Origin of the sequence: Bacillus cereus group sp. BceL062, from assembly GCF_051780025.1 — a bacterium.
In the GTDB taxonomy this organism is placed as follows: Bacteria; Bacillota; Bacilli; order Bacillales; family Bacillaceae_G; genus Bacillus_A; species Bacillus_A toyonensis.
This window is the reverse complement of sequence record NZ_JBPWGY010000007.1, coordinates 46,512-69,480: the sequence shown is the minus strand read 5'-3', so window position 1 is coordinate 69,480 and position 22,969 is coordinate 46,512. Positions and strand designations below refer to the sequence as shown.

Sequence of the window (22,969 nt, the reverse complement as noted above, 5' to 3'; positions counted from 1 at the left end):
TGTTTTATAGCGTAATACTTTCTCCAGCTTCTAATACTTTCCCTGTACAATTTTGTAGTTTTTCTACAAATTGATATGGATCCTGTTCAATAACTGGGAACGTATTGTAATGCATCGGTACAACAGTTTTCGCATGAATCCATTTTGCTGCTAAAACAGCATCTTCTGGTCCCATTGTGAAATTATCACCAATTGGTAAAAACGCTATATCTATATCATTCAGTTCCCCAATTAACTTCATATCAGAGAATAGAGCCGTATCCCCTGCATGGTAAACCGTTTTCTCTTCTGCTGTAAATAAAATACCCGCTGGCATACCTGTATATGTAATCGTCTTATTTTCTTCATCAATATAACTAGAGCCGTGGAATGCTTGTGTAAACTTCACTTTTCCGAAGTCAAATTCATGTGAACCACCAATATGCATCGGATGTGTTTCTACACCTTGCCAACTTAAAAATGTCGCTAGTTCAAATGGCGCCACAACAACTGCATTATTTTTCTTCGCAAGCTCTACTGTATCTCCAACATGATCACCATGACCGTGCGATAAAAGAATTGCATCTACTTTTACATCTTCAGCCTTTAAATCTGTTTTCGGATTTCCCGTTAAAAATGGATCAATTAAAATCACTTTTCCATTCGTTTCAATCTTTACAACTGAATGCCCATGATAAGATACTTTCATTATTACATTCCTCCCCTATTCACATTCTCACTTTTTATTCTACATGATTTTTCAATTCCCTGTCTTTTCTAACATCTATTTACTTGTCATAACGCTTTCTTCCGAGGTAAAGTTATATTTGTAATTAAATATCTCGGGGGTGCCAATCGATGAATGCTAGATTAGAAAATTTAATGCAATGGCTAAAAGAAAAAAACGTAGAAGCCGCGTTCTTAACTTCTACACCAAACGTTTTCTACATGACAAACTTCCACTGTGAACCACACGAAAGACTACTTGGTATGTTTGTATTCCAAGAAAAAGAGCCTATTTTAATTTGCCCTAAAATGGAAGAAGGCCAAGCACGTAACGCTGGATGGGCACATGAAATTATCGGATTCACTGATACTGACAGACCATGGGATATGATTGCAAAAGCAATTAAAGACCGTGGCATCAATGCAAATGCAGTTGCAATTGAAAAAGAACATTTAAACGTAGAACGTTACGAAGAATTAACAAAATTATTCCCAAATGCAGCTTTCAAATCAGCAGAGGAAAAAGTTCGCGAGCTTCGTTTAATTAAGGATGAAAAAGAACTTTCTATTTTACGTGAAGCAGCTAAAATGGCAGACTATGCTGTTGAAGTTGGGGTAAATGCAATTAAAGAAAACCGTAGCGAACTAGAAGTATTAGCAATTATTGAACACGAATTAAAAACAAAAGGCATACATAAAATGTCATTTGATACGATGGTATTAGCAGGCGCTAACTCTGCTCTTCCACACGGTATTCCAGGTGCTAACAAAATGAAGCGCGGCGATTTCGTACTATTTGATTTAGGCGTAATTATTGACGGTTATTGCTCTGATATTACACGTACAGTAGCATTCGGTGAACTTTCTGAAGAACAAACTCGCATTTACAACACTGTACTTGCTGGACAACTACAAGCAGTTGAAGCATGTAAACCAGGCGTTACACTTGGCGCAATTGATAATGCTGCTCGTTCTGTTATCGCGGATGCAGGTTACGGAGACTTCTTCCCGCACCGACTTGGTCACGGACTTGGAATTAGCGTTCACGAATATCCAGATGTAAAAGAAGGCAACGATTCTCTATTAAAAGAAGGTATGGTCTTCACAATCGAACCAGGTATTTACGTACCAAACGTAGGTGGCGTTCGTATTGAAGATGATATTTACATCACAAAAGACGGATCAGAAATTTTAACGAAATTCCCGAAAGAATTACAATTTGTAAAATAAGAAAAAGGCAGCTTAATTGCTGCCTTTTTCTATTTTTCTACTACTTTAAATTTCTCTACAATCATTTGTCCTGGGTAACTTTCAAGTATGTGAGAAGACCATACTTTTATTTTATCTCCTGTTTTTAATTGATTATATGCGTTTTTCTCCTTAAAGCTCAACACTATATCTGATGGATGTTCTTTATTCATTTGTTGTTCTATATAATGTTGCAACTCTACTTTTGTATTAAACGTTTTATCACCGACAAAAAATACCGCATCATTTCTTACTATGACATACCCTTCTTCAGGTACTTTTTTTACCTCTACTTGTTTTGTAGTACACGCTGATAATATGATTAGAAATACACTAAAAAATATATACATAGAAACTCTCATATTCCTACTCATTTTTATCCCTCACTCTATGTTTGCTATTGCCGCTTTAAAACCATCTTCTCTTCATACTTATCATCCCATTTAATCACAATCTCTATCGGTTCATCTTTAGATAGAGGCGCACAACTTACACAAGAAGATTTCATTTCAATCCTTGCTCCTTTATGAACTTCTGACGTTTCTGTCATTGTACTAAAGGTCCCATGAATAGAAATCTCCAAATTTTTAAATTCTGTATTTCCATCTCCGCCCTTATACTGAAACGTAAATATTCCATCTTCACTGTCATCCTTAATATGCCCTTTATATTGCCCCGTCCAACTTTTGCTCTCGCTAGAAAAAGTAACATACGAAATCGAACAACTTCCTAAAAAGAAAATACTTATAAAAAAGAATAATGCTCTCTTCATAATGTCCTCCATTCAAAAGCACTTATTTATCCCGCAGTAACGGGCAGTAAGACCCCAACCTCAAAATTCGGTGAAAGCAAAGAAGTTAGTTCGGGGATGAACCCCCCACTGATTAAAGCTTCACTTTATTGTCTATTTCTTCCTTTTATTATATTATTAAAATGCAGAATTTTCTAAAATAGGAGGTTTATATGTTACAACAACAGTTAGAAGAAATTCGTAATAATAATTACATACTAGACAACACAATTCATATCAATTCTTTAAGTTCCAATATGCTTGAACATATCGGTGTTACTGATAGTTATTTAAGGGATAAACTTATTTACTCTACTTTTTATCATCTCATCAAGAAGGGCTATATTTCACACTCACACTTGCAGAAACTATTATTAGAAAGCATCAGTGATAAATATTTATTGTATAAGATTCATTCGGATGACGAAGATGCGGTATTTACCCGTGCATTTACGACATTATTAATTGCGCTCATTATTGATGCGGATACAAATCATAATTTCTTATCACAGACTGATATATTAAATGTAAAAGATCAATTAATTTTATATATGAACAAAGAGCACGACTTACGAGGCTATGTCCAAGAACGTGGCTGGGCGCATAGTGTCGCTCATGCTTCCGATACATTTGAAGCGCTTGTGAATAGTCCTAAACTGGAAAATTTATATTACGAAGAAATATTACAAACTTTATTAAACAAAGTTTGTGTTCATTCCATCTATTACAAATACGAAGAAGATGAGCGTCTCGTTTATCCAATTGTCGCAATGCTGCAAAATGGCCTAAAGGAAGAAGTACTCATATTAGCCCTTCGTGATTTAGCAACTCAATTACAAGTTCAAAAATCAACGCTACATATTGAATCATACGAATTTCTATACGGAAATATAAAAGCTTTCTTACGTAGCTTATTTTTCAGATTACGTACAATATCTATATGTAAGGAAACTGAATACGAAATTGAAAAATTACTACAAGGACTTCGCCAATATTACTAAAAAAGAAGGCCCTTTAAAAAGTGCCTTCTTCTATTTCACTAATATTTAATTGAAATTTTACGATCCAAACTGAGAAAAGGTGGACAAGAAGCGCAAACGCCATACATGCTCCGCTTAAAAAAGTTAGTATAGGATGCGAATACACGTGCCCCAATCCATAGGATATCGCCACGAAAAACATTGTTATGTAAATATAAATTGCTCCATGTATTTGCCTCATATAAACCTCCTTTTCCCATATTATAACATAAATTTTCTGATTATTCACATTAATTACTTGTAATCAATATTTCTCAACTGTTACACCTCTAACAGCAGCCTTAATATACGGTAACCCTTGTAAACTTTGTAAATCCTCTGTTTTTCCTGTTACGACTACACCGTATATTGGTAGGTCTTTTCATTATAGTTTGTCCTAAAATGCTCTTGAAATCCCCCTTTATTTTCACTTAAAAATATCCAAATACAGCTTTTCTTTTTTAAAATTTTGCATAATAAAAAGCACATCTATTTTAATGTGCTTCTCCAAAAAACACTATTCTATTATTTCATCGCTTCCTTCACAACATCTTGAATCATAACAACTTCTGTTTTCATATCAACAGACGGTGCTTCTTCATCAATACACTCATACCAAAACGCTACATGCTTTTTATCAATTTCATGATGAGAATTTTCGACAAGAGCCCCGCCTTCTCCTTGCACAGAATACCAATATAAGTATTCTTCTCCATCCCTTATTTCCCGGAAAATTGTCTCTACGTACATTTTCTCGTCGTTTAGTGTCAACAGCACTTCTTTCATATTGTCATTAAGAAGCTGCATCCATTCATCTACACGATGACTTTTACCTTTTTTCACTTTAAATCTCGTTAACTCCACATTCATTTTCATTCCCCCATTCTCTTACGTACAAACAAACCATATTCTATTGGATGATGAAAACTTAATTTACTAGCTAATTTTTGCGAAGGAATATTGTCTACATAACAATCCCAACACGGTGTAATATCATTTTGTATACAATGTTCAATGAAACGTGTCGCGACAGCTTGAGCTAACCCTTTCCCTTGATACGCTTCATGCGTCACGATATCAATTTCAGCAAATCCATTCCCACTAAATATCGAAACACATTCCGCTACAGTCATCCCATTTTGTTCTATACAAAATCCAAAACCATCATTCAAAAATGCTTCATTTGATCCCCAATATTCTTTATAATACGCCTGTGTAAACTCATTACTTCGTTCTATATCTCTTCTATCAATACGCTTCACTTCATATGTATTTTTGTTACAATCTCGCTTTCTCTCTTCAAAGGTTACTCTTTGAAATTTCATTCGCGGAATTTTCCGAAGCACATTACTAAAACGCTCTTCTAACATCATTTCCCATTCTTCACTCGAAGTGAACAATGTAAATCTCTTCTCTGTTTTTTCAATGGCCGTTTTTATATACGAAAATACATCTTCGTTATAACTTTTCTCTTGCGTATTACCAAATAAATAATAAATGCCATTAGCTGTGATAATTAGTCCTGCTGTTAACTCCTCGTTTGCAAAAACCCTACCATCTATCGTTTGATCACATACTGCATAAGCAAAAGTTGTGGTTCTTGTATTACTTTCTAAAATCGAAAGTATTTTTCTATACTGGGCTACAGATAATTCCCTCATAATTGCTCCACTATAATCGTATCAGCCTCTATATTTTCAAAACAAAGATTTACAGTTCTCTTGAATGCTCTCGTTCTATGAATCGTACATGCTGGAATTAAGATAGAATCATTCGGCTTTAAAACCGCTGTTTCTCCGTCTTGAAAATCGATAAGTAATTCTCCCTCTAAAACAATAAATAACTCATCCGAATTAGAATGATAGTGCCAATCATATTCACCAGTAAATACAGCGATTCGTAAGCAATGACTATTTACATTTGAAACGACGAAGTTTTTATGTTGATCTTGAATGCCCTTTGTTAATTCGATTAAATTCACAGTTTCCATCTTTCGTCTCATCCTTTCATTAGTCGTTCTTCTGAAAAAACAACTTAGTCTCCTCCACCTCCGCAATCTCCTCCACCATCACTTGAGCTGCTACAATCGTTGCTACTGTAGTCACCAAATCCACTTGATGAACTTGAAGCGTATGAAGATTTCTTTCTCTTTTTTCTTTTCCTATCTCTCTGACTTTCATGACTAGGCCATACTGCATCAAAGAATATAACGAATAAAACTAATTCTATTACGGCAAGTATAACCTCTAAAATACTCTCAATAATATTCGGGGTTATCCCAAAACTGTAAAGCACCCCAAATGAACCCATACACAAAATCACATACAGAACCATACAAACATACCGAAACGTTTTTTCTATCATAATGACTATTTTTTTTGAAGTTGGAATGTTCTGTTCCTGTTTTTTCTTTATATATTTTTGTCTCTTAGCTTGCTTTTTCTTCTTATTTTTTCTCCCCATTGAACCCCCTCTTTTTATTTTATAATTCTAAATTATCACAACTAATATCTATTAACATCAATAAGTAACAATTTTTTACATATTATTCCCTAAAAAAAGACCCTCCTCATAAGAGGAAGGTCTCTAATGTATCTCTATTATGATAAAGCAGGAGCTTTTTCAAGAAGCTTTTTTGCATCAGCGTATTGTAAGCCGTGTGCTTCTGCAACTGCTTCGAATGTTACATATCCATCTAATGTGTTAATACCTTTTAGTAATGCAGAATTGCCTAAGCAAGCGTCTTTATAGCCTTTGTTAGCAATTTGTACTGCATATGGTACTGTTACGTTTGTTAATGCAAGAGTTGATGTACGTGGAACCGCACCTGGCATATTTGCAACTGCATAATGAACAACGCCATGTTTTTCGTAAGTTGGGTTGTCATGAGTTGTAATACGGTCAGTTGTTTCGAAAATACCACCTTGGTCAATCGCAATATCTACAACGACAGAACCTGGTTCCATTGATTGAATCATTTCTTCTGTTACAAGTTTTGGCGCTTTTGCACCTGGAATTAATACCGCACCAATAACAAGATCAGATTCTCTTACTGCTTCTGCAATGTTATAAGGATTAGACATTAACGTTTTTACTCGGTTACCGAAAATGTCATCTAATTGACGAAGACGTTCTGCACTTAAGTCGATGATTGTTACATCTGCACCTAAACCTACTGCAATCTTCGCTGCGTTTGTACCAGCTTGACCACCACCGATAACTGTTACTTTTCCGCGTTTCACCCCTGGAACGCCTGCAAGTAAAATACCTTTACCACCTTTGTTTTTCTCAAGGAACTGTGCACCGATTTGTGCAGACATACGACCAGCTACTTCACTCATAGGTGCAAGTAATGGTAAAGAACGATTGTCTAATTGTACTGTTTCGTATGCAATTGATACCACTTTGTTATCAATTAATGCTTTCGTTAATTCTGGTTCTGGAGCTAAGTGTAAGTATGTGAATAAAATTAAACCTTCGCGGAAATTACCGTATTCACTTGCAACTGGCTCTTTTACCTTCATAACCATATCTTGGTTCCATGCTTCTTCAGCAGTTTCAACAAGTTTCGCACCAGCTTGTACGTATTCTTCATCTGTAAAGCCAGATCCTAAACCTGCTCCTTTTTGAACAAAAACTTCATGACCATTTTGTACTAAATGTACTGCTCCCGCTGGCGTCATTGCCACACGGTTTTCATTGTTTTTAATTTCTGTTGGAATACCGATACGCATTATTAGTTCCCCCTTGAGTTATGAAATGACCCCTGAATCATTTTTTAAAGCGCTTTCTACGCCCTTATATTCTAACATAATATCTCAATATTTGACAAAAAAATAACACAAGTTTTCCGATAGATTTAATATTACATGAAAGGACAGTATTATCCGCATCTCTTAGTATGAAGGATAAACTGTCCAATTATTTAAAACTCCATTTTATTTTGTTCTATCGATGTCTATGAATAACATCCACTGCACCAGTCACTTCAATAATTGTACCGGTAATCATATCGGAATCGTCCTCACATAAAAACGAAATCGTTCTTGCGATATCTTCACCTGTTCCAGATCTACCAATTGGTGTGTTATGACTTGGTGTGTTATGACTTTTCAGCTGGCGCGCTTCTTGAATTGTCGCCTCTTTCATTTCACCAATAATATCACCAGGACATACCATGTTTGCAGTAATACCGTATTCCGCTTCTTCGTAAGCAACTGTTTTCGTTAATGAAACAAGTCCTACTTTTGCTGCCGCGAAAGCTGAGCGATAAATCCATCCCGGTGCACTATCTGCCCCTTGAAATCCGTAATTAATAATACGGCCAAAGTTCTGTTTTCTCATGACCGGAACGACAAGTTTTAATAAATGAAATACCGCTGTTAAATTGCCCTGAATCATTTCATTCCATTCTTCTTCTTCATAATCGACTAACTTTTTCCGTTCAAATACATATGGACCAGCATTATTAATTAAAAAGTCAATTTTGCCAAAACGGCTCATCGCTTCTTCTACTATTTTATGTAAATCTTCCTTTTTCGTGACATCCGCTTGCACGAATTGTAGACGCTCTTCCATATTTTTATATGTTTCTTTCATCGTTTCCATAGCCGTTATATCGCTATGATATGTTACTGTTACTGAATAGCCTTTAGCCAATAATTTTTCTGTTACTTGCTTTCCTAAACCTTTCGTACCGGCTGTAATGAGCGCATGTCTCACAAAACTGCCCCCTTTTAAATTGCTATAGTTCATATGTAACAAGTTCTCGCACCAATTACAACTAAAATGAATTAAAACAAAGTTTTCAAAATTCTGTAACGTTTCCGACAAGCACATTACCAAAATTTGTTTTATAATAAAGTTGTAAAAGGTAATAAAAATGATTGGGAGGAATTTACTATGAATAATACATATACAAATATTTTAATCGCGGTGGACGGTTCTAAAGAAGCAGAAAAAGCCTTTAAAAAGGCAATTCAAGTCGCAAAACGAAACAATGCAAAATTAACAATTGCTCATATCGTTGATGTAAAAGCATACTCAGCAGTAGAAGCTTATAGCCGCGCAATTGCTGAACGTGCAAATCTATTTGCAGAAGACTTATTAGAAGACTACAAAAAAACTGCGCTTGAAGCTGGCCTTGAAAAAATTGAAACTGTATTAGAATTTGGTAATCCTAAATCTAAAATTTCAAAAGAAATCGCTCCAAACCATAAAGTAGATTTAATTATGTGTGGTGCAACTGGTTTAAATGCTGTTGAACGTTTCCTAATTGGTAGCGTCTCTGAACATATTATTCGCTATGCGAAATGCGATGTCCTTGTTGTTCGTGGTGATGAGGAGCAAGGTGATCTTTAATTCATAAATAAAACACCGAGTCCACATGTTTTACCGAAGGATACGGAAAATTAAGTTCGAGGCCCGAATGAACAATAAATACATGTTGTTAAACAATGATAATAAACGAAAAAGGAGTGGGTAATCCACTCCTTTTTTTCACGACATGCCTTTATTCATAGGAATAAGTCTGCTCTGTTTTTTCTCTATTCTTGCATGGATTTTAAAATCCTCATTTTTTAATTGATTGTTTAATCAAGTTTACACTGTATTCTACTTAATTCTTTGAGCAATTGGATGGGCGTCTTTTAGTTGCAACAAATCCCATAAATTCCCGTATAAATCCTTGAATACTGCAACTATTCCATATTCTTGCTCTTTCGGCTCTCTTACAAATTCTATTCCTCTTGAAATCATTTCATTATAATCTCTCCAAAAATCGTCAGTATTTAAGAAAAGAAAAACTCTGCCGCCTGACTGGTTACCAATAAAAGAATCTTGCTCCGGTTTAGATGCTCTAGCCAGTAATATTGTGGTGCCGACTGAACCAGGAGGTGATACCACTACCCATCTCTTGTTTTGCTCTGGCTGATATATATCTTGGACTAGTGTGAAATTTAGTTTCTTTGTATAGAACTCTATTGCCTCATCGTAGTCTTTTACTACTAATGCGATATGAACTATTGATTGAACCATTATTATCCCTCCTATTATTACTGAATAAGCAAATTATAGTATAACATTTCTTACTTTAATCTATCTGTTAGTTTAATAACACAGGCTCTTGTTTTTCTTCATTTCACATACTTCACTATAAATACAAGACAAACAACCACTACAACAGCTACTGCCAACACATATGGCGGTAGGAACTTCAAAGACCATAGCGCCATCATGATCGTCGCAACCGTTAAGTATGTTTGCTTTGCATCTTCTGTCATTTTTTTACGAAGTAAGAAAACATATACATAACCGATTGGTGGTGTAATGAAGCAAAGAACATATATGATTTTAGATTTCAAATACCATTTTTGTTCTCCAAGTTTCTTTATATCTTCTTCTATTCTTTCATGCTCTTGCTCTCTCGCTTCTTCTACAAGCGGATCTTCCTCTTCTCCTCGCTTTTCTTTCATATAAGGAAGGAAGTGCATGAAAAAATAATATGCAAATACGAACGCTCCAAAACCAATATTTAATCTTTCTAATGGAATATGCTCACTAAAAAAAGCAGCAGTAAGCACTAAAGATAAACAGTACGTCATCATCCAAAATGAACGTTTTCTCTTTTTCCGTTCCATTTCTTTTTTACCTTGTATACCTTTTCTTTTCGAAAGCCATATAGAAATAAAGCAATCTACTACAAATAGAGCAAAAATAAATATCGCAACGTGTACTGTTTCTACATCCTCAAATGAAAAGATATTTGGGAATGCAACATGTAATACAATTAATGTGTACAAAATTAGCCCTATAAAATAAATACGTCTCATTTTCCATTCCTTTCTTATTTCCTAACTTTAGGTTAACATACATTTTTTAGAAATAGACGGACAAAATATATATATAAAAGGAGGATGCTACATGGATGATTCTGAACGTATTATTTTAGATGTGAATGGGAAAGAAATCGAAATGTTAGATACGATTCGTACACATTTTAAAGAGACACATGGAATTGAACTAAGTAACGGTGCATTACTGCGAGATTTGATGGATATTGAGTATATTCGAATTACGGAAGATCGACATAAGTATGATTAAACGATGAAATTTTAAGCCTAGAACAGACTGTTCTAGGCTTAATTACATTCCCACTAAAAATGTTATAATTAGGAAAAATACGTGTGGAGGATACCAAAATATGAAATCTGAAAATATCTCAAAGCATTTTCATACGTTACATGTACAAAGAAGCCAGTTCCTTCCTCACCTCCATTCACTATCTCAAGAACAACTGTGGTATCAGCAAAAGAATGGAAAATGGTCTATTGGAGAGCATTTTTATCACCTATATTTAATTGCAAAAATGCTAAAAGTAGCGATTAAATTCTCTTTCACTCTTATCCCTTATGCCAAACTCAGAAGAAACACCCCATTTGCAACTGACATACATGACATTTATGCCGAATATAAAGAAAAGCATGGCAAAGGAATGAAAGCACCTTGGATTTTAATCCCTTCAAAAAAAGTCTATCAATCTATGAATGTAACTCAATTAGAAGAATTACTTACACGTGAAACAAATGAAATAAAAAAACTCGTTCAAAATATAGAAGAAAATATTGCAGGGCATATCGTATTTTTAGATCCAATTGCTCACTATCCTAATTTGATTCAATCTATTCAACTATTAGCGATACATGAGAAACATCATTTTATGATTATGAAATGATAAATACTCCTGTAAAAATCTAAATACAAAAAGGTAAGGTACTTTCTATAAAAAGCACCTTACCTTCTATCTCATACATCATTTAATTCCTACAAATTCTCCGACTAACCCTTTCGCCTTCTCCAAAGCTTTTTCAATTTGCTCAAACCCAGTCCCGCCAGCACTATTACGGCGCTTTACAGCGGCATACGGCGAAAGAACTTTATATAAATCTTCTTCAAATAACGAACTCATTTCTTTATACGTTTCAAATGGTACATCTAATAAATAAATTCTTTTTTGTGTGCAATGTAGAACTAACTTCCCAACAATTTCATGAGCTTGACGGAATGGCAGTCCTTTACTTGCTAAGTAGTCCGCAATTTCTGTTGCGTTAGAGAAATCTTGGGTCACAGCTTGCCCCATTTTTTCTTTGTTTACAATCATCGTTTCCAGCATGCCTGCCATAATATGAAGGCATCCTTCTACTGTTTTTACTGTATCAAACATTCCTTCTTTATCTTCTTGTAAGTCTTTATTGTACGCGAGCGGTAATCCTTTCATTACTGTAAGTAAACTGAATAAATTACCGTATACTCTGCCTGTTTTACCGCGGATTAGTTCCGCCATATCCGGATTTTTCTTTTGCGGCATAATACTGCTTCCCGTTGCGTATTGATCGCTCATTTCAATAAATTGAAACTCTTGGCTACTCCATAAAATAAGTTCTTCGCAAAAGCGTGATAAGTGCATCATGAGCATAGATGAGTTACTTAAAAACTCCAGTATGAAATCACGATCGCTTACCGCATCTAAACTATTTTCATAGATGCCATTAAATCCGAGAAGCTCCGCACTATATTCTCGGTCAATCGGGAATGTCGTCCCAGCTAACGCTCCTGCTCCGAGTGGTGAAATGTTAATGCGTTTTAACGAATCTTCATAACGATTCACATCGCGCTCTAACATCCAAAAGTAAGCAAGAATATGATGTGCAAATGATATAGGCTGCGCACGTTGCAAGTGCGTATAGCCAGGCATAATTGTTTCAATATTATTTTCTGCTTGATGAACAAGAACAGTTTGCAATTGTTTTGTAGCTTTTATAATATCTTCTACCTTTTCTTTTATATACAAATGCATATCTGTTGCCACTTGGTCGTTACGGCTTCGGCCTGTATGAAGTTTCCCTCCCACTTCACCGATTTTTTCAATTAACATCTTTTCAATGTTTAAATGAATGTCCTCAGCTTCAACTGAGAAATGTAGCTTATTTTGTTTCGCTTCTTCTAATAAATATTGAAGACCTAGCTTTATTTTCTCGGCTTCTTCTTTCGTAACGATCCCTTGCTTTGCTAGCATCGTTACGTGTGCAATACTCCCATTTATATCTTGATTGACTAATTGTTGATCGAAGGAGATGGACGCTCCAAACTCTTCAACCCACGCTTCCGCTTCTTCTGTAAAACGTCCGCCCCAAAGTTTGCTCACGCTTCCACCTTCTTTTGATTCACTTGACTGTATACTTTCGTCGGTAAACCGAATAATGAAATGAATCCAACTGCTGCATCATGATTAAATTCATCCTGGGCAGTATACGTAGCTAATTTCTCATCATATAACGAGTATTCAGATTTACGCCCTTCTACAATCGCATGACCTTTAAATAATTTCACACGCACTGTACCTGTTACATGCTTTTGCGTTTCTTGTAAAAATGCATGAAGCGCTTGTTTTAAAGGAGAGAACCACAAGCCGTTATAAATAAGTTCCGTTATTTTCTGTTCAATCACCGGTTTAAAATGTGCTACCTCTTTCACATGTGTTAAATCTTCTAACTCTTTATGCGCAGTAATTAACGTCATTGCTGCTGGGCATTCATATACTTCACGAGATTTAATACCGACAAGACGATTTTCTACGTGATCGATACGTCCAACGCCATGTTTTCCAGCAAGGGCATTTAACGTTTTAATTAGTTCTGACAGTGAATATGAAGTGCCATTTAAAGTCGTCGGTACTCCTGCTTCAAATCCAATTTCTACAAACTCTGGTTTATTCGGTGTATCTTCTAATGCTAATGTCATTTCGTATGCATCTTCTGGCGGCGCTGCCCATGGATCTTCTAAAATTCCACATTCGTTGCTGCGTCCCCATAAGTTTTGATCGATTGAGAATGGGCTATCTAAATTAATTGGAATTGGTACATCGTTTTCTTTTGCATATGCAATTTCTTCTTCACGTGACCACTTCCATTCACGTACAGGCGCAATCACTTCTAAATATGGATTCAATGCTTGAATAGAAACTTCAAAACGAACTTGGTCATTCCCTTTCCCTGTACATCCGTGTGCAACTGCAGTTGCGCCTTCTTGTTCTGCGATTTCTACTAATTTTTTCGCAATAAGTGGACGAGATAATGCAGAGACAAGAGGATATTTCCCTTCGTATAACGTGTGTGCTTGCATCGCCATCAATGCATATTCATTCGCGAATTCTTCTTGAACATCAATCATATACGATTTAATTGCACCTACTGAAAGTGCTTTTTCTTTTACAAACGCTAAGTCTTTTCCTTCCCCTAAATCTAAACAAAGCGCGATAATATCATAATTTTTCTCTTGTAACCATTTAATTGCAACGGAAGTATCAAGACCTCCGGAATATGCTAATACAACTTTTTTCTTCTCCATTTTGCATCCCCCTAAAGAATAAATATTCATTATTTCTTATAATAATTCAAACTTTAACACCTTTCATAAAATGAATCAAGGGGAATTCATAATTTTTTTTCAAACAATTTCGTCGAATTTCTTTCTTTTTTTATGTAAAATAGAGGCAGGAAATTGGAGGTGTGTCTATGGAAAAGTATTTTATATACAATGAACATCTAGGAATTGCAGTGCCAAACATACAAGAAGAATGGGAAGACATCTCTGAAAAAACACAGCATAGTATTTTATTAAAATGGGAGCAAATTCGCGGAAAAATACCTGATCGTATAAAAGAGCTTGAACATTACATTAATCAAAAACAACATCGTTTAAATAACGAAGATAATTTTGAAATTTCCTGTAGACTTAATTCTGAAATAGCTGATTTAGCCTCTATTATTAACGACCTTTGGCTTTGGTATCGCCTCACTCAAAATGTATCTGAGGGAAAAGCACACCAATGAAAAAAGCATGCCCCTCATTCACTTTGGGTCATGCTTTTTTTTCGTAACAAGCTTTGCAATATATTTCTTGCGCCGTTTTTGCTAAACATACATCAAACGGACCTACTAATATACTTCTTTCGGCAACTTCACAAAAGCAACTAGCTCTTCTTCATATTCAATCTTTTTCTGACATGAAACGCATTTTAATTCTCTTCTTTTAAACATGTCTTTTAGCATATCTCCACTCTCCCTTTCATCTATCTATATTAATATAATATGTAAAAAAATGACACATTACAAAGTAAGGTATTCATATACTATGTACAAAAGGAGGCCTCAAAATGATGCGAGCTTTCATTATTATCGCTTTAACATTTTTAAGTGTGATTAGCTGGGATGCATTTTTTAAAGATAAAGGTGACGAAAACAATACAACTGAATAAAAAACCATCTTTGCTTACTTATTGGACAAACTTCTAAAACTGTCCAATCCTACAAAATAAGTTAGGCTTTTCTACAAAAATATTTAAACATAACAATTTTTGTAGATTCCCTCCGTTTATTGTCGGTTTCCATCCGCATACATTTTTTGAAAGTATGATATAATAATATAAATCTTGAAGGAAGGGATTTTGATATCATGATCGCTCGAAGGAGCATGTGGCATCGTATTGACGAATCATACACGTAGCGTATTTTTCAGCTCAGATACTTTAGTCTAGCGAAAAAAATACGAGAGTGGGGAAATTATGATTGCCCGAAGGATAATTTGGCAAAAAAAAGACTCTTCTTACACGTAGCGTTTTGTTTAGGACTTAATTGTTATTAGCTAAACAAAACAAAGAAGAGCAGGATTGCTAAATGACGAATCCTACTCCACGTTTTGTTTAGTCGTTTTAAGACTTAAACTAAAACGAAGGTAGGGAGAATTGATGGACGAGAGGATTATTCGTTATTTCTTCAGCGACATATAGCGTAGTTAGTTTTTTCGTAAACTAACTGAAAGCTACATGTGAGCTCGTAGTTAGTTTACAACACAAAAAGGACTACTAACTACGGAAAGAAGGAATAACGATGAGGAACATCCAAAGTCGACAAATTATTAAAGAAGTTTTTATGGTTTTAATCGGTTCATTTATTTTAGCGGCAGCGCTATATCACATTCACTTCCAAAACCACTTAACAGAAGGTGGATTTGTAGGTATTGCACTATTCATCCAAAATTTTTATGATATTTCACCATCTATTTCAACTGTAATAATGGATATCCCAATTATTTTACTGTGCGCTTCATTTTTAGGTAAAAAAATGGTTGGCTATTCATTTTTAGGTTCAATTTCATTCGGAGTATTTTATTCCCTTATGGAAAATTATTCTCCATTTACGGTAGATTTATCAAACAATTTATTTATAGCTGCAATAGTTGGCGGTGCTTTAGCTGGTATTGGACTCGGTTTTATATTGCGATTTGGCGGTGCAACCGGTGGAGACGATATTTTAACAATTGTATTAAGTAAACGAACTCGTTTTACAATTGGGCAAATTTTCTTCGTCTTTGACGCGATTGTTCTTGCGCTTTCATTATATTATTTAAATTGGACAGAAATTGCTTTTACTATTCTTTCAATTGCCGTACAGGCAAAAACATTGGATTTAATTTATTATCCAAAAGCAGAAAAAGCAGCAGAAAAGCAACCAGTATCTATTCCAATGACCAAAAAACATGCAACAAATTAAAAAAGCGAAAGGCTTCGGCCTCTCGCTTTTTTTATGATTTTTTTTCTTTCTCCATTATGTGGCGCACTTGATAAAATCGATTGGCAAATTCAGTAACATTTCTTGTTAAACGATAATTTACTGTAGATCCGATTGCCATTCCGATGACTGGGATACCTTGGAATAATTTACGACGAAGAGCATAAATTAAAAATGTTTTCAAAATTTGCTTTAACAAAACTTCGGTAGAGGCTGTTTGTAACACTGCTTCGTCTCCTTCATAAAAGAACGAATCTTCTTGCTCCAGCTCTCGTAGCAAGTTGTACCAAGCGTATTGCTGAAGTCTTCCTGGCAATAATGACGCATGAAACACCTTTAACGCCAGCATCATTTCATAAGGCTTGTTCACATCATGCCCAAACGATGTTGCAATAAGTTGGACAGCCTTCACATTTAACGCAATCATAACCGGAAAATCAGCTGTCAATAATAATAATCCTCCAGCACCCGTTGCTCCGCCTTGCACGAATGAATATAGACGATGACGTGCTGTTTGTTGCTCTGCTATGTATGTTAACTGATCAATAGATAATGCTTTCAAATCTTCAAGTTGTTCAATTGATTCATTAAATAATCTTGATGTTCCTAAAATACGATTACGTGCATCTAATTGTGATTGTGAACTTTGAATCAGTGCATGCAAATGAAAAAGCCATCCATCTGCTTTCGTAAAGAATTCTTTTCGTTTTTTCTCAGGTAATTTCGCAACTGTAGTATGTAACCATTTATCAAACACTTTTTGAAAATCGGTCGCTTCTTGCTCAACTAATTGCGCTTCCCATTCCTTTATATTGTCTAAAATGGCTTGTTCTCGCTTCGATCGCATCGTAACAACCACCTCGTTCGATTTTTTTCTATTGTAACATATTTCTGCTTATTCTTTGCAAATATGCTTGTCTATCTCTATTCACATACCATTTTTTAATGACATAAAATATTAGCAAAAAGGATGAGATGAATCACATGAATCTATCCAATATAAAACAAAAGTATAATGCTGTATTTAGCTTAGGACAAAACTGCTGGCCTGCTTGGGCTTTATATCAACTAGGATTATCCCCATTTTTTGGCGTTATTGATTTTATGCTAAGTCCTTCATTAGAGAAAGTAAATTTATTATTACAAAATCGCTTTCACCGTTTTTTAGAATTAGAAAATTTGTCCTTCATCTCATTTTGGGATGATGATGCGAAATTAAGACTACGAGACAACATTTATGAAATTGACTCCTGCCATGACTTTAAAACAGATGTAAATACACCAACTTCTTGGCCTTCTTATACAGATATTAAATTAAATTATGAGCATCGGATTAATCGTTTTCTAACTACAGTAGAAATGGAAGAATCCATATTGTTTATTCGAACCGGGGGAACATATGAAGAAGCACTTTCTCTTGAAGAAATTTTATCTCAAATGGTCAAGCATAACTTCTCCGTCCTTTTATTACTTCCTGCCGATGTACCAACTATCACTGAAGAAGATTGGGGATTACAAAACATTTGCGTTATAAAATGCCCAGTGATGGATATATACCAGTACAATGAAGCATTTTGGAAAGAACTATTAGACGGTATTACAATTAGCTCAACAATGTGAATAAAAAGGTGATTTTCTCTATATTTCAACTTATAATTATCCACAAATAAATGAATAAGGAGCGATCGTATTCATGTACCCACGTGCAAAATCCTTTGGTATTGTTATACATCACAATCGACTTCTACTACAAGAATATAATATAGACAATGAAACCTATTACCGTCCTCTTGGTGGATCAATTGAACTCGGAGAAAAATCAGATGAAACAGTTATTCGAGAGTTTAATGAAGAGCTTCATACAGAAGTAGAAATTATCGATTATTTAGGTTGCTTAGAAAACATCTTTCATCTAGATGAGGAAATTGGTCATGAGATTATTCAACTATATTCTTTGCGTTTATTAGACAGATCACTATATGAAATGGAAATAGTGAATATACAAGATGAGCAAACAGCGTCATATGCAAAATGGGTTCCCATTACTGCATTCATTCAGAAGGAAAAATTATTATATCCAGATGGAATTTTAAAATATATTAAAAAGAAAAAAGACGAAATCCTATAGGATCTCGTCTTTCTTTTCATATATTAACCAATATCTCCAAGACGTAGTACGTCACGAGCAATCATAACTTCTTCGTCAGTTGGAATTACGATAATTTTTACTGGAGAGTGAGGGAAGCTGATGAATGCTTCTTCACCGAATACGTTATTGCGTTTTGCGTCGAAGTATACGCCCATGTACTCAAGGCCTTCTAATACGCGCTCACGAATAATTGCACTGTTTTCACCTACACCAGCTGTAAAGATGATAGCGTCAACGCCTTTCATACGAGCTGTGTAAGAACCGATGTATTTATGGATACGGCTTACGAACACGTCAAGTGCTACTTTCGCACGGTGGTCGCCTTCTTCTTCTTTCGCAATGATGTCACGTAGGTCACTAGAGTAACCAGTAAGACCTAACATACCACTCTTCTTGTTTAATACGTTAACTACTTCTTCTACAGTTTGGCCTGTTTTTTCCATGATGTATGGAATTAACGCAGGGTCAATGTTACCAGAACGTGTACCCATTGTTACACCAGCAAGTGGAGTGAAGCCCATAGAAGTATCGATAGACTTACCGCCTTCTACTGCTGCGATACTTGCACCGTTACCTAAGTGACAAGAAAGTAGGCTTAAGCTTTCAATTGGACGACCTAATAATTCAGCCGCACGCTCAGTTACGTATTTATGAGAAGTTCCGTGGAAACCGTATTTACGGATACCAAATTTCTCATAGTACTCATACGGTAAGCTGTATAGGAATGCAGATTCCGGCATTGTTTGGTGGAATGCTGTATCGAATACTGCTACTGCTGGTACGTTTGGTAATACTTCTTGGAATGCTTTAATACCAACAAGGTTTGCTGGGTTGTGAAGTGGTGCTAAATCGCTTAATTCTTCGATTTCCGCTAATACTTCATCAGTAATTAAAACAGAATCCGCAAATTTTTCGCCGCCGTGTACAACACGGTGACCGATACCGCCAATCTCATCAAGAGATTTTACGATTCCATTTTCAGTTAATTTGCTAAGAAGCATGTTAACTGCTACTGCGTGATCTGGGATGTTTGTAATTTCTTTTTGTTTTTCGCCATCTACAGTAATAGTGAAGATACTATCTTCTAAACCGATACGTTCTACTAAACCTTTTGTTAATACTGTTTCACTTGGCATTTCAAATAATTGGAATTTTAAGGAAGAGCTTCCTGCGTTAATCGCGATGATTTTTGACATCTAGTCTTTCGCCCCTTTTTCTCTTGGTAGTTGTGTGGATCATTCCACAAACCGCTCGATTTTATCTAATTAAATTCACTCACTATGAAAACGTTTCATCATCAGTAAATTTTATACTCACGATTTTAATTTAAACATCGTCCGACATATATTTCAAGTGAAAAAATTGTAACACCAAGAAAAAAAATATATTACAGATTTCAAAAAAATTCAGTTAAATCTTGTATATATTAAAAAATATGACATATTCTATACAACTGTACTACATTAATCACTAACCCTGTTACATATATATCGTGTTACTTTTGTGTTGCAAACCAAGTATTTAATTGATCCATAATGTTCTCCATAGCCTTCATATTAGAGAATTTAGGTAATTCCACTAGTAGTGCCTGTTTCGGCATTGTTACACCTTGGCCTTTCTTTTGGAGAACAAATATACTTTTTGCATTTTTCTCGTTTTTAAACATGGAAACAGGTAGCTGTAACAAACCTTGAATAAAGCATGTTTCTTTAATAAATGCATGTAGTTTCGGCGCTTGATCACTTTCAAAAATAAAGTTTGGTACTAAGAAGAATAAATACCCGCCTTCTTTCGTATGTTTCACACTTTGTTCAATAAATAAGTGATGCGCATATGACATTCCTTCATCTGCTTTTAACTTATATTCACTCGCACTGATTTCGTTTGGATAATAACCAATTGGTAAATCTGAAACGACTGCATCAACTGGATCGATATAAAGTGGTGCTAGTCCATCTTGATGGAAGAATTCGATTCCATGCTTTTGTAAATTCGCATTTACTAAAGCAAGTTTAATTAGCACTTCATCCACTTCTACACCAAATCCACTCATTGCTAGTTCTTCTTTAGCGCTATTAAATACTGTAGTCATTAAATTACCTGTTCCAATTGCAGGATCTAAAACAGTAATTTCTGTTTTGCCTTGCATAAATTTATGGAATAAGTAGCTCATGAACATTCCAACTGCATCTGGCGTCATTTCGTGATTCGCTTGTACGCCCTCTTTCATTCCTTTTAAAATGGCTAGCTGAAATGCTTTACGAATTTCTTCACCTTTATATGTTTCTTCATTAAACGTACTATATTCACGATTCAACCTTTCAATTGTTGATTCGGATAATTCCTCTTGTAAAATCGCACCTTCAAACAAGTTATCACCTGTTTCTACAAGCGCCTCTAAATATGTTACATCTAATTCTTTACGTAAAACTACCGCAGAAGAATCAAAAATAGAAAATAATGTTTCCACTGTCTGACTCACGTACATTCCTCCTTCTCTCTTTTACACATAACTTATATCATACCACAAAGTGATTTTTTCCAAAAAGAAAAAGCGACCTCCTGTAAAGAGCTCCCTTTCAAGTTATATATGATATAACATTTTTTCTCATCTATCGTTACCATCCGCAGCAATAGATGAGAAAAAACGACCTCTTTATAAGAGGTCATTTCCTTCCTATTACTTTGCAGATTTAGCTGCTTCTAATGCTGCTTCATAGTTTGGATGGCTTGTACCTTCGCTTACGTATTCTGCGTAAACTACTTTGTCATTGCTATCTACTACGAATACTGCACGAGCAAGTAAACGAAGTTCTTTCATTACTAAGCCGTAAGCTTCACCGAATGAAAGGTCACGGTGATCAGAAAGTGTTACAACATTTTCTAAACCGTTTGCTGCACACCAGCGTTTTTGAGCGAATGGTAAGTCAGCGCTAATTGTTAATACTTTCGCGTTTTCAATACCTGCTGCATCTTGGTTAAAACGACGTGTTTGTGCATCACATACACCTGTGTCGATTGAAGGTACAACACTAATTAATTTTACTTCGCCTTTGTATGTTTCTAAACTTACTGGAGATAAGTCGTTTGCTAATACTTGGAAGTTTGGCGCTTGATCGCCAACTTTAACTTCTGTTCCAACTAAAGTCATTGGATTACCTTTAAAAGTTACGTTTGCCACTTGAAAATCCTCCCTTATTTAAACAAAATATGTACAATGTAAATGATAGTTTGTCCCCATCGATAATGCAAATAAAATCGCTTTATTTACAAAAAAATAAAGAAGCTAATCCATTGATCAGCTTCTTTATTCGTTAAATTTGAAATTCAGGATCATCTTCTTTTCGTTTATCCATCATTTCTTTCACTTTATCAACAGCTTGTGGTGCTAATTCAATTATTTTATCAATGACGTGTGTCTGCTTATCTAAGTGTAATACTTTCACACCATCTCCATTTATAACAAGAAAGGCAACAGGATTAATAGAAACTCCTCCACCACTTCCCCCGCCAAATGGATGACGACCTGAATGTTCTACTTTACCAAATTCACTTCCACCAGCAGCAAAACCAAAGCTTACTTTCGAAACAGTAAGAATTACACTTCCATCTGCTGCTTTAATTGGATCACCAACAATTGTATTTACATCAGTCATTTGTTTTAAATGCTGCATTGCTGTTGTCATTAAACCTTGAATTGGATGGTCCACTCTATATCCCCCCTATGCTTGAACAGATTTTTCTGTCATACCAGATTTTTGCTTTCTCATAAACATGAGTAATTTGAATCCTGTTTTTATAGCACGAAATATACGAAAAGATGCTGTTAACTCGCACCTTGATGCAAATCCCTTCCCTTGAAAAACAGGGATAATTTCAAATTCTGGTACATCGACAATATGCATATATTGTCCTATAACTCCAGCAGCCATTCCTTTTGTCCCCCATGCATATCCAGTGACAATTCCAGTACTAGCTGCGTCGCCTGCTCCAATTTGCGTATGCCATTTCCAACCATTGATTTTCACTCGTTTGAGAAAATCTTTAACGATAGTATGAACTTTTTGAAGCCTTTTTATCAGTTCCCCGATGCTGTCAAGTTGCGCCATAATTTTATTATCTATTCCGCCGTCCTTTTCAGCTTTTTCGATTTTCTGTCCTGTCTTTTTCTGCTGTTTTTCAATTCTTTCCAACACATCAAATGTATATCGAATCATCCATATTTTCACTTGAAACAAACATTGCTTTTCCATTTCTGAATATAAAAATGTCACTTTAAGCTTTATTTTCGACAATAGTATAAGCAAAATAAAAAGGAGAAGAATTATTATTCCAATTACGAGCCACTTCATACGTATCATCCTTTCACTCCGTACCCATTATCGACAAGTTTATTCATCATTAAACAGAGTTCCGTAAGATTGAATATAAA

General features: G+C 35.2%; 29 protein-coding genes and 2 pseudogenes. 9 read left to right on the top strand and 22 right to left on the bottom strand.

Going from position 1 to position 22,969, the window contains the following annotated elements; genetic code table 11:
* Nucleotides 1-4: 4 nt before the first annotated feature.
* Complete coding sequence (locus tag ACS2MN_RS17260; RefSeq protein WP_000868934.1) at nt 5-688, bottom strand: metal-dependent hydrolase; 684 nt, start codon at nt 686-688, stop codon at nt 5-7.
* 149 nt (nt 689-837) lie between these two features.
* Here ACS2MN_RS17260 and pepQ point away from each other — a divergent pair, with 149 nt between their 5' ends.
* Nucleotides 838-1,935 (top strand): Xaa-Pro dipeptidase, encoded by a 1,098-nt coding sequence (gene pepQ, locus ACS2MN_RS17255; RefSeq protein ID WP_000994035.1) that lies wholly within the window; start codon nt 838-840, stop codon nt 1,933-1,935.
* Nucleotides 1,936-1,964: 29 nt separating this feature from the next.
* Here the strand turns inward: pepQ and ACS2MN_RS17250 are convergent, their stop codons facing one another.
* Together ACS2MN_RS17250 and ACS2MN_RS17245 are read right to left on the bottom strand one after the other, a co-directional pair.
* Nucleotides 1,965-2,327, bottom strand: a complete 363-nt coding sequence (locus ACS2MN_RS17250; RefSeq protein ID WP_000089307.1) for a DUF3221 domain-containing protein — start codon at nt 2,325-2,327, stop codon at nt 1,965-1,967.
* A 23-nt stretch (nt 2,328-2,350) separates the two neighbouring features.
* A complete protein-coding gene (locus tag ACS2MN_RS17245) occupies nt 2,351-2,725 on the bottom strand; it encodes a hypothetical protein (protein ID WP_000816706.1) in 375 nt (124 codons plus the stop codon).
* A gap of 191 nt (nt 2,726-2,916) precedes the next feature.
* Here ACS2MN_RS17245 and ACS2MN_RS17240 point away from each other — a divergent pair, with 191 nt between their 5' ends.
* The gene (locus tag ACS2MN_RS17240; protein WP_000941467.1) at nt 2,917-3,744 is read left to right on the top strand and encodes a DUF2785 domain-containing protein; all 828 of its coding nucleotides are present in this window, start codon (nt 2,917-2,919) and stop codon (nt 3,742-3,744) included.
* A gap of 13 nt (nt 3,745-3,757) precedes the next feature.
* On the opposite strand, the gene ACS2MN_RS17235 is transcribed toward ACS2MN_RS17240, so the two are convergent.
* The 8 genes and pseudogenes from ACS2MN_RS17235 to ACS2MN_RS17200 form a co-directional block, all read right to left on the bottom strand.
* On the bottom strand, nt 3,758-3,964 hold the full coding sequence (locus ACS2MN_RS17235) for a hypothetical protein (protein WP_001248905.1): 207 nt from the start codon (nt 3,962-3,964) through the stop codon (nt 3,758-3,760).
* Between the two features lie 63 nt (nt 3,965-4,027).
* Nucleotides 4,028-4,144, bottom strand: a pseudogene (locus ACS2MN_RS17230) (anti sigma factor C-terminal domain-containing protein); the annotation flags it as partial.
* 143 nt (nt 4,145-4,287) lie between these two features.
* On the bottom strand, nt 4,288-4,632 hold the full coding sequence (locus ACS2MN_RS17225; protein ID WP_002060104.1) for a DUF6176 family protein: 345 nt from the start codon (nt 4,630-4,632) through the stop codon (nt 4,288-4,290).
* A 2-nt stretch (nt 4,633-4,634) separates the two neighbouring features.
* Nucleotides 4,635-5,423 (bottom strand): GNAT family N-acetyltransferase, encoded by a 789-nt coding sequence (locus tag ACS2MN_RS17220; protein ID WP_001208749.1) that lies wholly within the window; start codon nt 5,421-5,423, stop codon nt 4,635-4,637.
* Nucleotides 5,420-5,752 (bottom strand): cupin domain-containing protein, encoded by a 333-nt coding sequence (locus tag ACS2MN_RS17215; protein ID WP_000450949.1) that lies wholly within the window; start codon nt 5,750-5,752, stop codon nt 5,420-5,422. The genes ACS2MN_RS17220 and ACS2MN_RS17215 overlap by 4 nt, the downstream gene beginning before the upstream one ends.
* 44 nt (nt 5,753-5,796) lie before the next feature.
* On the bottom strand, nt 5,797-6,225 hold the full coding sequence (locus ACS2MN_RS17210; RefSeq protein WP_346994412.1) for a hypothetical protein: 429 nt from the start codon (nt 6,223-6,225) through the stop codon (nt 5,797-5,799).
* A gap of 137 nt (nt 6,226-6,362) precedes the next feature.
* Nucleotides 6,363-7,496, bottom strand: coding sequence for an alanine dehydrogenase (ald, locus tag ACS2MN_RS17205; RefSeq protein WP_346994413.1), 1,134 nt, complete (start codon nt 7,494-7,496; stop codon nt 6,363-6,365).
* 214 nt (nt 7,497-7,710) lie between these two features.
* Nucleotides 7,711-8,517 (bottom strand): SDR family oxidoreductase, encoded by an 807-nt coding sequence (locus tag ACS2MN_RS17200; protein WP_346994414.1) that lies wholly within the window; start codon nt 8,515-8,517, stop codon nt 7,711-7,713.
* A gap of 147 nt (nt 8,518-8,664) precedes the next feature.
* Between ACS2MN_RS17200 and ACS2MN_RS17195 the strand changes: the two genes are divergently transcribed.
* On the top strand, nt 8,665-9,123 hold the full coding sequence (locus ACS2MN_RS17195) for a universal stress protein (RefSeq protein ID WP_001066671.1): 459 nt from the start codon (nt 8,665-8,667) through the stop codon (nt 9,121-9,123).
* 252 nt (nt 9,124-9,375) lie between these two features.
* Here the strand turns inward: ACS2MN_RS17195 and ACS2MN_RS17190 are convergent, their stop codons facing one another.
* Together ACS2MN_RS17190 and ACS2MN_RS17185 are read right to left on the bottom strand one after the other, a co-directional pair.
* The gene (locus ACS2MN_RS17190) at nt 9,376-9,798 is read right to left on the bottom strand and encodes a VOC family protein (protein ID WP_000250788.1); all 423 of its coding nucleotides are present in this window, start codon (nt 9,796-9,798) and stop codon (nt 9,376-9,378) included.
* A gap of 98 nt (nt 9,799-9,896) precedes the next feature.
* The gene (locus tag ACS2MN_RS17185; RefSeq protein WP_098137414.1) at nt 9,897-10,592 is read right to left on the bottom strand and encodes a hypothetical protein; all 696 of its coding nucleotides are present in this window, start codon (nt 10,590-10,592) and stop codon (nt 9,897-9,899) included.
* 91 nt (nt 10,593-10,683) lie between these two features.
* Between ACS2MN_RS17185 and ACS2MN_RS17180 the strand changes: the two genes are divergently transcribed.
* Together ACS2MN_RS17180 and ACS2MN_RS17175 are read left to right on the top strand one after the other, a co-directional pair.
* A complete protein-coding gene (locus ACS2MN_RS17180; protein WP_000342762.1) occupies nt 10,684-10,863 on the top strand; it encodes a hypothetical protein in 180 nt (59 codons plus the stop codon).
* A 100-nt stretch (nt 10,864-10,963) separates the two neighbouring features.
* Complete coding sequence (locus ACS2MN_RS17175) at nt 10,964-11,494, top strand: DinB family protein (protein WP_000834359.1); 531 nt, start codon at nt 10,964-10,966, stop codon at nt 11,492-11,494.
* Between the two features lie 78 nt (nt 11,495-11,572).
* Here the strand turns inward: ACS2MN_RS17175 and argH are convergent, their stop codons facing one another.
* Both argH and ACS2MN_RS17165 read right to left on the bottom strand, forming a co-directional pair.
* Nucleotides 11,573-12,964 carry an argininosuccinate lyase gene (argH, locus tag ACS2MN_RS17170; RefSeq protein WP_346994415.1) on the bottom strand — a complete coding sequence of 464 codons (1,392 nt, stop codon included), beginning with the start codon at nt 12,962-12,964 and terminating at the stop codon, nt 11,573-11,575.
* Nucleotides 12,961-14,166, bottom strand: coding sequence for an argininosuccinate synthase (locus tag ACS2MN_RS17165; RefSeq protein WP_000412319.1), 1,206 nt, complete (start codon nt 14,164-14,166; stop codon nt 12,961-12,963). Before ACS2MN_RS17165 ends, argH begins: the two co-directional genes overlap by 4 nt.
* Nucleotides 14,167-14,333: 167 nt before the next feature.
* Between ACS2MN_RS17165 and ACS2MN_RS17160 the strand changes: the two genes are divergently transcribed.
* A complete protein-coding gene (locus ACS2MN_RS17160) occupies nt 14,334-14,651 on the top strand; it encodes a hypothetical protein (protein ID WP_000417203.1) in 318 nt (105 codons plus the stop codon).
* Between the two features lie 28 nt (nt 14,652-14,679).
* Here the strand turns inward: ACS2MN_RS17160 and ACS2MN_RS17155 are convergent.
* Nucleotides 14,680-14,870: pseudogene (locus ACS2MN_RS17155) on the bottom strand (hypothetical protein).
* An 837-nt stretch (nt 14,871-15,707) separates the two neighbouring features.
* Here ACS2MN_RS17155 and ACS2MN_RS17150 point away from each other — a divergent pair.
* Nucleotides 15,708-16,370: a YitT family protein gene (locus ACS2MN_RS17150; protein ID WP_001244520.1), complete on the top strand. Its 663-nt coding sequence runs from the start codon at nt 15,708-15,710 to the stop codon at nt 16,368-16,370.
* Nucleotides 16,371-16,401: 31 nt separating this feature from the next.
* Here ACS2MN_RS17150 and ACS2MN_RS17145 read toward each other — a convergent pair whose 3' ends face one another.
* Nucleotides 16,402-17,235 carry an EcsC family protein gene (locus ACS2MN_RS17145; RefSeq protein WP_001256856.1) on the bottom strand — a complete coding sequence of 278 codons (834 nt, stop codon included), beginning with the start codon at nt 17,233-17,235 and terminating at the stop codon, nt 16,402-16,404.
* Between the two features lie 137 nt (nt 17,236-17,372).
* Here ACS2MN_RS17145 and ACS2MN_RS17140 point away from each other — a divergent pair, with 137 nt between their 5' ends.
* Both ACS2MN_RS17140 and ACS2MN_RS17135 read left to right on the top strand, forming a co-directional pair.
* Nucleotides 17,373-18,008, top strand: a complete 636-nt coding sequence (locus ACS2MN_RS17140) for a DUF1796 family putative cysteine peptidase (protein ID WP_001054283.1) — start codon at nt 17,373-17,375, stop codon at nt 18,006-18,008.
* Nucleotides 18,009-18,081: 73 nt separating this feature from the next.
* The gene (locus ACS2MN_RS17135) at nt 18,082-18,516 is read left to right on the top strand and encodes an NUDIX hydrolase (protein WP_000283516.1); all 435 of its coding nucleotides are present in this window, start codon (nt 18,082-18,084) and stop codon (nt 18,514-18,516) included.
* A 23-nt stretch (nt 18,517-18,539) separates the two neighbouring features.
* On the opposite strand, the gene ackA is transcribed toward ACS2MN_RS17135, so the two are convergent.
* The 5 genes from ackA to ACS2MN_RS17110 all read right to left on the bottom strand — a co-directional run bounded on the left by ackA (nt 18,540) and on the right by ACS2MN_RS17110 (nt 22,898).
* Nucleotides 18,540-19,733, bottom strand: a complete 1,194-nt coding sequence (gene ackA / locus ACS2MN_RS17130; protein WP_000034585.1) for an acetate kinase — start codon at nt 19,731-19,733, stop codon at nt 18,540-18,542.
* Between the two features lie 299 nt (nt 19,734-20,032).
* The gene (locus ACS2MN_RS17125; protein WP_000084369.1) at nt 20,033-21,019 is read right to left on the bottom strand and encodes a class I SAM-dependent methyltransferase; all 987 of its coding nucleotides are present in this window, start codon (nt 21,017-21,019) and stop codon (nt 20,033-20,035) included.
* Nucleotides 21,020-21,217: 198 nt separating this feature from the next.
* Nucleotides 21,218-21,718, bottom strand: a complete 501-nt coding sequence (gene tpx, locus ACS2MN_RS17120; RefSeq protein ID WP_000024525.1) for a thiol peroxidase — start codon at nt 21,716-21,718, stop codon at nt 21,218-21,220.
* A 133-nt stretch (nt 21,719-21,851) separates the two neighbouring features.
* Nucleotides 21,852-22,247 carry a GerW family sporulation protein gene (gene ytfJ / locus ACS2MN_RS17115; protein WP_000350003.1) on the bottom strand — a complete coding sequence of 132 codons (396 nt, stop codon included), beginning with the start codon at nt 22,245-22,247 and terminating at the stop codon, nt 21,852-21,854.
* A gap of 12 nt (nt 22,248-22,259) precedes the next feature.
* Complete coding sequence (locus tag ACS2MN_RS17110; protein WP_002093186.1) at nt 22,260-22,898, bottom strand: DUF2953 domain-containing protein; 639 nt, start codon at nt 22,896-22,898, stop codon at nt 22,260-22,262.
* Between the last annotated feature and the right edge of the window lie 71 nt (nt 22,899-22,969).